This window comes from Microbacterium sp. BWT-B31 (assembly GCF_041379855.1).
In the GTDB taxonomy this organism is placed as follows: Bacteria; Actinomycetota; Actinomycetes; order Actinomycetales; family Microbacteriaceae; genus Microbacterium.
The window spans coordinates 36558-49717 of the sequence record NZ_JBFECU010000005.1; the positions used below are offsets into that span (position 1 = coordinate 36558).

General features: G+C 69.7%; 10 protein-coding genes. 4 read left to right on the forward strand and 6 right to left on the reverse strand.

Annotated elements, in window-relative coordinates; all coding sequences use genetic code 11:
- Positions 1-112: 112 nt before the first annotated feature.
- Complete coding sequence (locus AB1K54_RS07165; RefSeq protein WP_371202053.1) at positions 113-904, reverse strand: hypothetical protein; 792 nt, start codon at positions 902-904, stop codon at positions 113-115.
- A 102-nt stretch (positions 905-1006) separates the two neighbouring features.
- On the opposite strand from AB1K54_RS07165, the gene rlmN reads away from it, so the two are divergent.
- Both rlmN and AB1K54_RS07175 read left to right on the forward strand, forming a co-directional pair.
- A complete protein-coding gene (gene rlmN, locus AB1K54_RS07170; protein WP_371202054.1) occupies positions 1007-2260 on the forward strand; it encodes a 23S rRNA (adenine(2503)-C(2))-methyltransferase RlmN in 1254 nt (417 codons plus the stop codon).
- Positions 2261-2465: 205 nt separating this feature from the next.
- Complete coding sequence (locus tag AB1K54_RS07175) at positions 2466-3869, forward strand: DUF4407 domain-containing protein (protein ID WP_371202055.1); 1404 nt, start codon at positions 2466-2468, stop codon at positions 3867-3869.
- Here AB1K54_RS07175 and AB1K54_RS07180 read toward each other — a convergent pair.
- Together AB1K54_RS07180 and AB1K54_RS07185 are read right to left on the reverse strand one after the other, a co-directional pair.
- Complete coding sequence (locus tag AB1K54_RS07180; protein ID WP_371202056.1) at positions 3814-4698, reverse strand: sigma-70 family RNA polymerase sigma factor; 885 nt, start codon at positions 4696-4698, stop codon at positions 3814-3816. The two genes, AB1K54_RS07175 and AB1K54_RS07180, sit on opposite strands and share 56 nt — an antisense overlap.
- A gap of 179 nt (positions 4699-4877) precedes the next feature.
- Positions 4878-7148: an Ig-like domain-containing protein gene (locus AB1K54_RS07185; protein ID WP_371202057.1), complete on the reverse strand. Its 2271-nt coding sequence runs from the start codon at positions 7146-7148 to the stop codon at positions 4878-4880.
- Between the two features lie 344 nt (positions 7149-7492).
- Here AB1K54_RS07185 and AB1K54_RS07190 point away from each other — a divergent pair, with 344 nt between their 5' ends.
- Together AB1K54_RS07190 and AB1K54_RS07195 are read left to right on the forward strand one after the other, a co-directional pair.
- Positions 7493-9226 (forward strand): ABC transporter ATP-binding protein, encoded by a 1734-nt coding sequence (locus AB1K54_RS07190; protein WP_371202058.1) that lies wholly within the window; start codon positions 7493-7495, stop codon positions 9224-9226.
- Complete coding sequence (locus tag AB1K54_RS07195; RefSeq protein WP_371202059.1) at positions 9223-11313, forward strand: ABC transporter ATP-binding protein; 2091 nt, start codon at positions 9223-9225, stop codon at positions 11311-11313. The genes AB1K54_RS07190 and AB1K54_RS07195 overlap by 4 nt, the downstream gene beginning before the upstream one ends.
- A 63-nt stretch (positions 11314-11376) precedes the next feature.
- On the opposite strand, the gene AB1K54_RS07200 is transcribed toward AB1K54_RS07195, so the two are convergent.
- The 3 genes from AB1K54_RS07200 to AB1K54_RS07210 form a co-directional block, all read right to left on the reverse strand.
- Entirely contained in the window at positions 11377-11913 is a 537-nt protein-coding gene (locus tag AB1K54_RS07200; protein WP_371202060.1) for a ribonuclease H, read from the reverse strand.
- Positions 11914-11994: 81 nt separating this feature from the next.
- The gene (locus AB1K54_RS07205) at positions 11995-12663 is read right to left on the reverse strand and encodes a hypothetical protein (RefSeq protein WP_371202061.1); all 669 of its coding nucleotides are present in this window, start codon (positions 12661-12663) and stop codon (positions 11995-11997) included.
- A gap of 18 nt (positions 12664-12681) precedes the next feature.
- Positions 12682-13152 carry a GbsR/MarR family transcriptional regulator gene (locus AB1K54_RS07210; RefSeq protein ID WP_371202062.1) on the reverse strand — a complete coding sequence of 157 codons (471 nt, stop codon included), beginning with the start codon at positions 13150-13152 and terminating at the stop codon, positions 12682-12684.
- Positions 13153-13160: the final 8 nt, after the last annotated feature.

The following is a 13160-nucleotide window of genomic DNA, read 5'->3' on the forward strand; positions in this document are numbered from 1 at the left end:
CTCACGATCCTTCGCACCCGACGGCTCTGCCGACGCGACCCCCGGTGACTTCCCCGGCCACGCTTCACACCGTAGACCCCTCGCCCGCGTGCGGGGAGGGCGCGCGCGCCGGTCACGGCTCGTCCCTCGGCCCGACGAGGATCGTGACCGCGTTGCCCGACCCCCACCAGTAGGCCAGGTGGTCTTGGGCGGTCATGCCGGCCGGCCGGCGGTCACGGGGAACCTCCTCGTAGGGGATCGACACCAGCAGGCCGCCCTGGTCCTGCTGGGCGGTCGGGATGCAGCGGCCGGCCGCCGGGCCGTCACGGTCGACGAGGATGCAGTGCTCGGGGCTGTCGCCGGCGGTCGCCCCGGCGATCCACAGGGCGAACCCGTAGTAGTCGCCGAGCGGGGCCGCCCACGTCATCGCGGCGTGGCCGGGGAACGCCGGCACGCTCGGTGCGGGCAGATCGATGTAGTTGCCGAACGAGCCGTCGAGGGGCACGCGGGCGACCACCCGCGTATCGGGACCCTCGACGAACGCGCGTGCGGCGGGGGCGGCGGGATCGTCGGCGGGTGCCGTCGAGGCCGCCGTGTCGTCCGGTCGCGAGGTCAGCACACTCGAGAGGGCGAGCGCGCCGGCGACCGCGGCGACCGCGACGGCGATCGCCGTGCGCCGGCCCGGCGATCGCGGCGGCGCCGGTTCGACCGTCGCGTCGTCCGGCGCGGGGGCCTCGTTCGGCGCGAGGGCCCCGTCCGGCGCGGGGGAGGCGCGCACGGGCGCGGCCGACGCGGCCGCCTCGGCGCGCACGCGGTCCTCCAGCGCGATCAGCCGCGCGAGGGCGTCGTCGGGCAGCGACTCGCGCGCGGGGCCGTAGGCGCGGCGACGAAGCGCGTCGAGCTCCGCGCGGTCCGAGGCATCCATCTCACCGCTCCTCGGCCGACTCGCGCACCGTGACGTGATCGCCCACCCTCACACGCTAGCCCGGCCAGCCTTCGCGCAGGTGGCTGGCCTTACCCTGGAGGCATGACCTCGACGCGCCCGACTGCCCGCCCGCCGCATTCGGCGACCCCGCAGGTGCGGCCTGCGACAGAAGGCTGGACGCAGAAGAAGGATGCCGAGGGGCGGCCGCTCCTGCAGTTCGCATCGCCCAAGCGCGGCAAGCCGCCGGTGCACCTGGCCGACCTCACGCCCGAGCAGCGCGTCGAGAGGGTCATCGAGCTCGGCATGCCGGGCTTTCGCGCGAAGCAGCTCGAGAAGCACTACTTCCAGCACTACACGCACGACCCCGCCGACATGACCGACCTGCCCGCGGCCGATCGCGAGGCGTTCGTGCACGGGATGCTCCCGCCGCTGCTGACCGAGGTGCGGCGCCTCGAGACCGACCGCGGCGACACGATCAAGTTCCTGTGGAAGCTGCATGACGGCGCGCTCGTCGAGTCGGTGCTCATGCGCTACCCCGGCCGCATCACGCTGTGCGTCTCGTCGCAGGCCGGGTGCGGCATGAACTGCCCGTTCTGCGCCACCGGTCAGGCGGGGCTCACGCGCAACATGTCGGCGGCCGAGATCATCGAGCAGATCGTGCGCGCCAACCGCCTCATCGCCGACGGCGGCCTCGGCGACCCGCGCAAGGTCGGCCACGAGGGCGAGCGCGTCACCAACATCGTGTTCATGGGCATGGGCGAGCCGCTGGCCAACTACGCGCGCGTCATGCAGGCCGTGCGCGTCATGACCGACAAGAAGCACGGCATCGGCATGAGCGCCCGCGGCATCACGGTCTCGACCGTCGGGCTCGTGCCGGCGATCCGCAAGCTCGCCGGCGAAGACATCCCGGTGACCTTCGCCCTGTCGCTGCACGCCCCCGACGACAAGCTGCGCGACGAGCTGATCCCGGTGAACTCGCGCTGGAAGGTCGACGAGGCGCTCGACGCCGCACGCGAGTACTTCGAGCAGACCGGGCGACGCGTCTCGATCGAATACGCCCTGATCAAGGACATGAACGACCACGCCTGGCGCGCCGACCTGCTCGCCGAGAAGCTCAACGCGCGCGGGCGCGGCTGGGTGCACGTGAACCCCATCCCGCTGAACCCGACCCCCGGGTCGATCTGGACCTCGTCCGACAAGGACGTGCAGGACGAGTTCGTGCGGCGCCTCAACGACGCCGGCATCCCGACGACCCTGCGCGACACGCGCGGCAAAGAGATCGACGGCGCCTGCGGGCAGCTCGTCGCGACCGAGGACGACCAGCGTGTCGCCGAGGCGACGCCCGCCGAGGTCTGACGGCGGGTTTCGTCTCGCTGCGCCGGCAGGGCGAACGGCGCACGTGCCACCGGATCAGGCGATGTCACCGGTCAGGGCGGTTCGTCGTGGCGTCGTCCGCGCTCGTGAGACCACCTGATCCGGAACGGGGCGGGAACCGGGCGTGGGGGCGCCGGGTGCCGAGGATTCGCACCGCGCACACAGGAACCGCCCCTAGCCTGGCGCGATGTCGCACTCCGCACAGCGCCCCGGCGGGCCGGGATCCGAGGCACGCAGCGATCTGGAGGACGACCCGTTCGAGAGGGTCGACGACCTGTTCGGCGACACGGCGCCGACCGTGATGCACGCTGAGCCGGCGCAGACGCCGCGGGAGGCGGCATCCGTCGGCCTGCCGCACCCGCAGTCGCTGCCGGATCGCCCCCGCCGGTCGGGGTGGCACCCGATCGCGGTGCTCGGAGGCGCCGACAGCGACGTGCTCGACCAGGTGCCGGGCGAGACGCCGCGCTTCGTTCAGATGTTCTTCGTGCTGCTGGGGACCGCGCTCGTCTCGGCGCTGTCGATGTTCTTCGCGCTCACCACCGGGGTCGGCGTCGTCGCCGGGGTCGCGGTGGTGCTCGCGCTGGTGTGGTCGCTCGTCGTGTTCAACCTCGACCGCTTCCTCACCTCGACCATGCGCTCGACCCACAGCATCGGGAGGCTCCTCGGACTGGCGTTCCCGCGAGTGATCATGGCGGCGATCATCGGGATCGTGGTCGCCGAGCCGCTCGTGCTGCAGGCGTTCCACAACGACATCGCGCGCGAGGTCACCTCGACGAACCTTGTGCAGGCGCAGACGGATCAGGATACGGTGACCGCCGGCCCCGAGAAGCTGGCGCTGGATGCCGCGCGCGAGCGCGTCGCGGCGCTCGAACAGCAGGCGGCCAGCGGTGTCGTGGCGGGAACGGATGCCGGCGCCTCGGCGTCGTCCGCTGCCGCGCAGGCGACGGTAGACGACCTGACCGCCAAGCTCGCCGAGCAGCAGGCGGTCATCGACCAGGCGCGTGCGATATACCAGTGCGAGATCACCGGGCAGGGCGCCGCGGGCGTCGAGGGCTGCACGGGTGTGCCGGGCGAGGGCGCGAGCTCGACCGCGGCGCGCGACCAGCTCGCCGCGGCGCAGGCCTCATACGACGACCTCGCCGCGAAGCTGCGCGAAGCCGAGGGGTCCCTCGCCGCGGCGAAGGCCGCGGGCGTGGATGCGGCGGGAGCGGCTGAGGCGCTGAACAAGCAGCAGGCGCAGGACGAGCTGCCCGCGGCGCGCGCGCAGCACCAGGCCGCGCTCGACGCGTACAACGCGCACGCCGAGGCGGTCGCGAGCGGCAACGCCGAGGCGACGGGCCTGCTCAGCCAGATCTCGGGGCTCGAGCGGCTGTCGCAGCGGTATCCCGTGCTGGCGTGGGCGCACTGGCTGATCGCGGGGCTCTTCTTCATGATCGAGCTGCTCCCGGTGCTCGTGAAGGTGCTGACGAGCTACGGCGATCCGTCGCTGTACGAGAAGGCCGACGATCTGCGCCGCGAGGTGGCGCTGGACCGGGTCACCGCGGTGACCCGACGCGAACAGGCCGAGATCGCGCAGGGCACGCCGGCCTGACGGCGTGCGCGCGCGTCTGACGGTTCTCAGGCGACGCGAACGGTCTGGTCGTGTCCGACAATGCCGAGGCGACGCGACGCGCCTCCGCCATCATGTTGTCGCACATCGCGCACTCGGCCAGGTGCTGTGCGACTCGCTCCCGGCTCGCAGACGACAACGCTCCGCGCGCGTAGGCGCCGAAGCGCGAACTCATCCACAGGCACTCGCGCCCGCCCGAGCAGCACTCCTCGTCGAGGTGCGCCTGGACCCACGCCGTGCGCAGCCCCTCCCGAGCACGGAACGACAGTTGGGCCGCGGCGTTCTCCGAAATGCCGAGCGAACGGGCCGCCTGCGCGAGCGGCTTGCGATCGACCTGGGTCATCCAGAGCACTTCCTGCCAGTGCGGCGGAAGCGACCGGAGGGCGAGGACGACGGTCTCGCTGTCGAACGCGTGCTCGACAGGATCACGGCTCGTGACCGGGTCGGCATGCTGATCGAGGTCGACGCCGCCGACCTCGGCGATGCACGACGTCCGACGCAGCGCCTCATTCCTGACGACGGCAGCCAGGTACGAGCGGAATGCGAACTCGGGGCCGCCGCCGGATCTCACCGTTTGGAGGATCGCCGCGAACGACTCCGAGACGATGTCCTCGACATCGATCACCCACCCCGGGCCGTGGAACGAACGCGCGATCCGGTACGCCGCGTTCACGTGGCGATCCCACAGCACCCCGAACGCGCCGCAGTCGCCGGCGCGGGTGGCATCGAGCAGCTCCCGGTCGGTCGGGGCGGCTTCGTGCGGGAGCGTCTGCCCATCGGCAGCGCTCGTTCGCCACCCCTGCACCCTCATCACCCGCAACCTGGTCTCGTCGTGCGAAGCCGTCTGGCCCCGCTGTCAATTCTCGACGCAGAGGCTCGGCATCCCCTCGACTCTCGGTTCGTATTGACTCGGAGTCAACTGTGAGGATGCCGAGCACGAGGACGGCCCGGCACCCCGAACTGGGTGCCGGGCCGTCCCTCGACAGAGGATCACTCCTTTGCGCGCCGACGCCAGGTCGCCAGCGCGACTCCCGTGGCGGCGAGCAGGACGCCCGTGGCAACCAGCGCCGGGGCGAGCACTCCGCCCGTGATGGCGAGCGGCTGCGGGGCGTGCGCCGCGGGCTTGGCGGGAACGGCGTCAGCCGGGTTCGCCGGGTCGACGGGGTTCGCCGGGTCGACGGGGTTCGCCGGGTCGACGGGGTTCGCCGGGTCGACGGGGTTCGCCGGGTCGACGGGGTTCGCCGGGTCGACGGGGGCGGGATCCGTGGGGAAAGGCCCCAGGTCGGTCGTCACCGGGTTCTCGAGTGCGATCTCGATCGTCGAGTCGGTGACCACGGTCACGGTGGCCGTGCCGTCGCCGTTGTCGGTGACGCCGTCGCCGGTGAACACCGGGGTGCCGTAGGTGACGCCGACCGCGACCGGAGCGGTCTCCGAGAGCGTCACGACGGTGCCCTCGCGCAGGCCGGCGATCCCGTCGGTCTCGCCGTCGCCGACCGAGAGGCTGCCCGCGACCGTCCTGCCGTGCGCGTCGAGGTAGGAGTAGCGCACGGTGTACGTCGTGTCCGCGACGGATGCTGCGCCCGAACCGGTGACGGTCTTGGTGACGTCGAGGCCGCCGACGTTCAGGGTGGCCGGGTTCTCGAGATCGATCTCGACCGAGGTGCCCGGGTTGACGGTGATGGTGGCCGTTCCGTCGCCGTTGTCGGTGACGCCGTCGCCGGTGAACACCGGGGTGCCGTAGGTGACACCGGGTGTGACCGGCGTGACCTCGGTCAGAGTGACCGTCGTGCCCGGGGGGAGGTCCGTCAGCCCGGCGGTCGTGCCGTCTCCAAGCAGGAGGGTGTTCTCGACGGTGCTGCCGCTCGCATCGGTGTACGCGTATCGCACGGTGTACTCCGCGTTCGAGACGGCTGCCTTGCCGCTTCCGGTCACGCTCTTGGTGATGGTGAACCCGCCGGGAAGCAGTGTGACCGGGTTCTCGAGCGCGACCTGCACGGTGCCCTCCGTCACCAGGACGGTCGCCGAGCCGTCACGGTTGTCGGTCACGCCGATTCCGCTGAAGACCGGGAGCCCGTACGTGACGCCGGCTCCGGTCGGAGCGACTTCGGACAGCCTCACGAGCGTGCCCACCGGCAGCTCTTTCAGGTCGGCGGTCGACCCGGGAGTGACTGTCAGAGTTCCCGTCTTCTGCTCGGCGTCCTTCGTGTAGGTGTAGGTGATCTCATAGGACGCGCCCTGGACCGCCGCCGCACCCGTCCCGGCCACCGTCTTGGTCACGCGGAGATCGCCGAGACCGTCGCCGGTTCCCGTTCCGCCGCTGTTGATCAGCACCACATCCGCCTCGACGCGGCCCACTCCCGCGGCGGACACCTCGTTAGAGAACGTGTCGCCTGTCTGCGCGTCGGCAGGCAGGTCCATCGTCGTGCGGATCACGTACGTCCTGGGAGGACTCTTCTGGACGTTTTCGAACGCGATGGTGAACGAGTGGTCGGCTGGATCGTGGATGAAGACGTACTGGTCGCTGGGGACGTCGACCCAGTTGCCGCTGCTCCACTCGGAATCGAGGATCCACGCGACTGTCAGATTCCCCGGCTCCGTCGAGTCGAAGGTCAGCCTCTCGTCGTACCTGTCGACCAGTTCCATGCCATCGGTCAGAAGCTCGGCGGGGATCACGACGTCCCAGATGATCCTTCCGTCTTCGGTTTGAACGCCGCTCTTGTACGCCTCGCCCGGTGGCTCGCTCTCGCCCGGTGAGCCGATTCCGCCGGGGAGCGGGAGGGCGAGCGAGACGGAGGTGCCGGTGGTGAACACGATCTCCTCATCGGTGGTGGCCTCCGTGAGCTGCGCATGGAAGAACAGCGTGCCGTGCACGTTGGTGTGCGTGTTCACGTAGTCCGAGAGCGTGCAGACGAAGCGGGTGCTCGTCACGCTGCAGCTGCCGACGACCGCCTGATCCTCGTCCAGCAGGTCGAAGGCGGCGCTGTACCCCACCAGGGCGTCGGGGAAGGAGAGGGTGAAGGTGTCACCCGCCATGGCATCGTCCTCCACCTTCCAGGTGGCATCGACCGTGAACATCTGTCCGACGGTGTAAGGCGGCTCGTTCTGGGTGGACACGCTCGTGATCGCATCGAGTTCGGCGGCCTCGGCAGCCGAGGGCGCCAGCACTGCCGCACCGGTGCCGAGGCCGATCGCCATGAGCGCGGCGAGAAACCCGCGCAGCAGCCGTCGTCCTGTGCCCCGTGATTGCGTTGTCGTTCGCATGGTCCACGCCCTTCCTGCGGTGGTCGGTCTGCGGGTCCGCATACCGGGCCTGCACGAGGAAAGGGCGGCTATCTGCGAGTTCCTTACGGCCCGTCAGGGAACTCCCAGGGACCGATCAGGCGTTCCTCAGAGACGCGCCGGGTGCGACCCGCATCCAGATCCGCAAAAGACTTCGCAGGTCGCGATATATCGTGTTATGGTGTTTCGCGGATGCGCCGGCATCCCGACTCCACGTTTCGCCCTCGGTGAACGGGTCTGCGCGATGTCGGTGGTCCGTGCCAGGGTGATCACACATCCCTTTTCCGGCTCTTCATCGAGCCTTTTTCGCGTTCTCGGGGGAATCCGTGCTGCTCAAACTCCTCGTCCGGTACCTGAGATCCTCAGGTCGGCTGCTGCTGGGCGTGCTTCTGTTCCAGTTCGCGGCGGCTCTCGCGTCGCTGTTCCTGCCGACGCTCAACGCCGACATCATCGACAACGGCCTCTCCAAGGGAGACACCGACTACATCTGGCGCACCGGCGTGTTCATGCTCACGGTGTCCCTGGGGCAGATCGTCGCCTCGATCATCGCGACCTACTTCGCCGCCAAAGCCGCGATGCGCGCGGGCCGCGACATGCGCGACGACATCTTCGAGCGCGTCTCGGCCTTCTCCGAGCGCGAGGTCACCGGCTTCGGCGCAGGCTCCCTCATCACCCGCAACACCAACGACGTGCAGCAGGTGCAGATGCTCGCGATGATGTCGGCCACGTTCCTGGTGTCGGCGCCGCTGCTGGCGATCGGCGGCGTCATCCTCGCGATCCAGCAGGCCCCCAGTCTGTCGTGGATCATCGCGGTCGCCGTCCCCGTGCTGCTGATCGTGGCGGCGCTCATCATCGTCCGCATGGTGCCGCTGTTTCGTCAGATGCAGCTCAAGCTCGACGCCGTGAACCGAGTGATGCGCGAGCAGCTCACCGGCATCCGCGTCATCCGCGCCTTCGTGCGCGAGCCGCTCGAAGAGAAGCGCTTCGGCGAGGCGAACACCGACATCATGATCGTCGGCCGCAAGGTCGGATCCCTCTTCGTGGTGCTGTTCCCCGCGATCATGCTGATCCTCAACGTCACCGTGATCGGCGTGATCTGGTTCGGCGGCATCCAGGTCGACCAGGGTGACGTGCAGATCGGAACGCTCTTCGCCTTCATGCAGTACGCGATGATCATCCTGTCGGGGGTCATGATGGCGAGCTTCGTGACGCTGATGATCCCGCGCGCGGCGGTCTCGGCAGACCGCATCGGCGAGGTGCTCGACACCCACTCGACCCTCGAGCGGCCGGCCGACGCGCTGGGCGAGTTCCCGACGCCCGGCACGGTCGAGTTCCGCGACGTGACGTTCACCTATCCGGGCGCCGAGCATCCCATCCTGTCGGGCATCACCTTCCGCGCCGACCCGGGCGAGACCGTGGCGGTCGTCGGCTCGACCGGCGCCGGCAAGACGACGCTCATCTCGATGATCCCTCGCCTGTTCGACGTCACCGACGGGGCCGTCGTCGTGGGCGGCGTCGACGTGCGCAGGGCCGACCTCGACGCGATGTGGAGCACGATCGGCCTCGTGCCGCAGCGTCCCTTCCTGTTCACCGGCACGATCGGCTCGAACCTGCGGTTCGGCCGCGAAGACGCGACGGACGCCGAACTCTGGCGTGCGCTCGAGATCGCCCAGGCCAGCGACTTCGTGAGCCAGATGGACGGCGGCCTCGACGCGCGCATCTCGCAGGGCGGCACGAACGTCTCGGGCGGTCAGCGTCAGCGGCTCGCGATCGCCCGTGCGATCGTGCACGATCCCAAGGTGCTCGTGTTCGACGACTCGTTCTCGGCCCTCGACCTCACCACGGATGCCCGCTTGAGACAGGCCTTGTGGAGAGAGCTGCCACAGGTCACCAAGATCGTGGTCGCGCAGCGCATCTCGACCATCACCGAGGCCGACCGCATCGTCGTGCTCGACGACGGCGGCATGGTGGGCCTGGGCACGCACGAAGAGCTGCTCGAGACGAATCAGACCTATCGCGAGATCGTCGAATCCCAGCTCGGAGCGGAGGTCGCGCGATGAGCGCCGAGAAGACGAAGACCAGCCGACGCCGGCCCGGCCGAGCCGAGCGCGAGCTCACCGCCGAGGAGAAGCTCGAGATCGAGCTCGGCGAGGCGGCGCGCCTGTCGGCCGACGACTGGAGCGGCGGGGTCGCGCCCGGAAAGGCGGCGCACTTCGGGCCGTCGTTCAAACGGCTGCTCGGCATGCTCAAGCCGTACTCGTGGGCGCTCATCCTCGTGACCCTCCTCGGCTCGCTCGGCGTGGTGCTCGCCGTGCTCTCGCCCAAGGTGCTCGGTGAGGCGACGAACATCCTCTTCGAGGGCGTCGTGTCGTCGTCGATCCCGGCGGGCGTCACGAAAGACCAAGTGGTCCAGGGCCTGGTCGACTCCGGCCAGCAGGACCTCGCCAACATCGTGCAGGCGATGCAGAACTTCGTGCCGGGCGCGGGCGTGGACTTCATCGCGCTGAGCCGCGTGCTGCTGATCGTGCTCGCGCTGTACTTCGCATCGTCGCTGCTGATGTGGATCCAGGGCTACGTCATGAACGTGGTCATGGTGCGGGTGATGTGGCGCATGCGCGAGCAGGTCGAGGCGAAGATCAACCGTCTGCCGCTCAGCTACTTCGACAAGGTGCAGCGCGGCGATCTCATCTCACGCGTCACCAACGACATCGACAACATCACCCAGATGATGCAGCAGTCGCTGTCGCAGGCGCTCACGAGCGTGCTCACCGTGGTCGGCGTGCTCATCATGATGATCACGATCTCGTGGCCGCTCACGCTCGTCGTGCTCGTGAGCTTCCCGCTGATGGCGGTCCTGTTCGGCGTCATCGGCCCGCGCTCGCAGGCCGCGTTCGGCATCCAGTGGCGCAAGGTCGGTCGCCTGAACGCCCGGGTCGAGGAGTCGTTCTCGGGCCACGCGCTGGTCAAGGTCTTCGGTCGCGAGCACGCCTCGCGCGAGGCGTTCCGCGTCGAGAACGAAGAGCTGTACGAGGCCTCGTTCAAGGCCCAGTTCCTGGCGAACATCATGCAGCCGGCGATGATGTTCATCGGCAACCTGACATATGTCGGCATCGCGGTGTTCGGCGCGCTCATGGTCGCCGGGGGCCAGCTGCGCCTGGGCGACGTGCAGGCGTTCATCCAGTACTCCCAGCAGTTCACCCAGCCGCTCGCCCAGCTGGGTGGCATGGCGGCGGTCGTGCAGTCGGGCACGGCGTCGGCCGAGCGCGTGTTCGAGATCCTCGACGTGCCAGAGCAGGAGCCCGATGCCTCCGACGCTCCGGCTCCGATCGACGGCGACGGCACGATCGAGTTCCAGGACGTCGCATTCGCGTACGCGCCCGACCACCCGCTCATCCACGACCTGTCGTTTCGGGTCGAACCCGGGCAGACGGTCGCGATCGTCGGCCCGACGGGGGCCGGCAAGACAACGCTCGTGAACCTCATCATGCGCTTCTACGAGCTCGACGGCGGACGCATCCTCCTCAACGGCCAGAACATCGCCGAGCTCACGCGCCGCGACATCCGTGCCAAGACCGGCATGGTGCTGCAGGACCCGTGGCTGTTCGCCGGCACGATCCGCGAGAACATCCGCTACGGCCGCGCCGACGCCACCGACGACGAGATCCTCGAGGCCGCCCGCGCGACCTACGTCGACCGGTTCGTGCATTCGCTGCCGGACGGGTACGACACGCTGCTCGACGAGGACGCGTCGAACATCTCGGCCGGTGAGAAGCAGCTCATCACGATCGCCCGCGCGTTCGTGGCGCAGCCCTCGGTGCTGATCCTCGACGAGGCGACCAGCTCGGTCGACACCCGCACCGAGCTGCTGCTGCAGCACGCGATGGCCGCGCTCCGCCAGGGGCGCACCTCGTTCGTGATCGCCCACCGCCTCTCGACGATCCGCGACGCGGATCTCATCCTCGTGATGGAGAACGGCGGCATCGTCGAGCAGGGCACGCACGACGAGCTCATCGCGGCGAAGGGCGCCTACTTCCGGCTGTACAACTCGCAGTTCGAGCAGGCGGCGACCGACCTCGACGACGAGCTCCGCGAGACCGAGGCGGGAATCTCCGACGCGGTCGAGGACGAGGCCGCGCCGGTCAGCTGATCGGGTGCACGACGGGGGGACGGATGCCGCGGCATCCGTCCCCCCGTTCTCGTGTCGGCGGGCTCAGCGCCCGTTCTTCGGGGCGACCGTGACGTCGAGGCGCTCGCGGGCTCCGCCGAGCGACGACCAGGCGCTCTCGACCCCCTTCGCGGCGTGCTCGGACGCGCGCACCGCGCGCTCGTCGGCCCACGCGTTGAGCACGTGACCGGAGTGCCCGCGCACGTGCTCGAGCTTCACGTCGGGAAGGCCTGCCGCCCGGCGAGCGTCGCGCGCGGCGATGAGCTGCTCGAGCAGCTCGCGGTTCTTCGTGGGCGCGCCGGCCGAGGTCTTCCAGCCGCGGCGGCGGTGCCCGTCCATCCACGACGAGTAGGTGTCGATCGCGTACCGCGAGTCGGCCTGCACGACGAGATTGCGCACGTCCGCGTGATCCTCGATCGCCCGCAGCAGCCCGAGCAGTTCGCCGATGTTGTTCGTGCCGACGGGCAGCGATCCCGCGGCCCAGTGGCCGTCCTCGCCGACCCACGCCCAGCCCGCCGGTCCGGGGTTGCCTTTGCAGGCGCCGTCGGTGGCCACGATGTAGGGGGCGTTCGCGTCAGTCACGGGCATCCACGCTACCCGCCCGGGCAGGACTGTCCGGCCACCGCCCCGGGACGGAAGGAGCCCCCCCACGCTCCGCTCGGTTCAGTCGCCGGCCGTGCAGGTGCTCACGTCGAGGCGGAGGTCACTGTCAGACAGGTTCGCCGTCGTACCCGATTCCGCGAGCTGAACAAGAGTGGAGGGGTCGTCGGGATGATAGAGAAACGCGCTGGACCCCTCGTACTCGCAGACGACCCAACCGTCACTGTAGAGCGGGCCGATGGCCTGTCCCATGGTCGAGGTGTCGATCTGCGCGATGAACGCGAGGTGGTCCCCCGTAGCCAGATCGGTCTGCTCCCACGCGCACACGACGTAGGGCTCCATCGACGGGGCGCGGGTCGTCACGTTGCTGTACGCGGTCGGCGTGCGCTTCTGCCCGGATCCCTCGTCGCCCTCGGCGGGGACGGCGCATCCTTCTTTCCACGTGACCTCCGCAGCCGCAGCCGCGGGTTCTGCCGCCGGCTCGGTCGCGATCTGCCCACCCTCCTCGACGCTGCCTGCGTCGAGGGTGGAGACGTCCGGGAGGGGTTGGCCCTGGGACGCACAACCGGCGAGCGTGAGGGCGGTCAGGCCGAGTGCAGCCAGAGCGAGGACGAGATGGCGCGCGCGAACAGTATGCAAGTGAGCTCCCCAGAGACCAGAATCCGACGCGACGGAGGTCTCGACCTGCCATTGTTCCCGTTGAGCAGAATGTAGCATCACGTCCGACCGCACTCGCAAGCGGCTCGACGATCAGGCGCCGGGTGTGAGGCGCTCCGCTTCCCACTCCTCGATGAGGCGCGGCATCCTTCTCGCCATGAAGCGGAAGAACTCGGCCATCTCGTCCGCACGTGCGCGGGCCGTGGCATCGTCGTGCTGGTCGTCGCCGATGCGATCGATCAGATCGGCCAGCCGCTCGTACAGCGGTGCGTTGCCCGTCGTGACGCGGTACCAGACGTCGGGAACGAGCTCGTAGCGGTCGCGGCGGTCGCCGGCGCGCGAGAGGCGATGCACCATCTGCAGCGTCTGCAGGTAGCGCACCGCGCCCGACACCGCGCCCGCGCTCACTCCGAGCCGTTCGCCGAGCTCGGCCGCCGTATAGCCGCCGTCGCGGGCGGCCACCAGCGCCATCATGACGCGGGCGGGCATACGCGGCATCCCCGCCGTCGTCATCATCGCCGCGGCCTGCTCGGCCGCCTCGACTCCGGGATGCGCGTCTGTCATGATTCTCC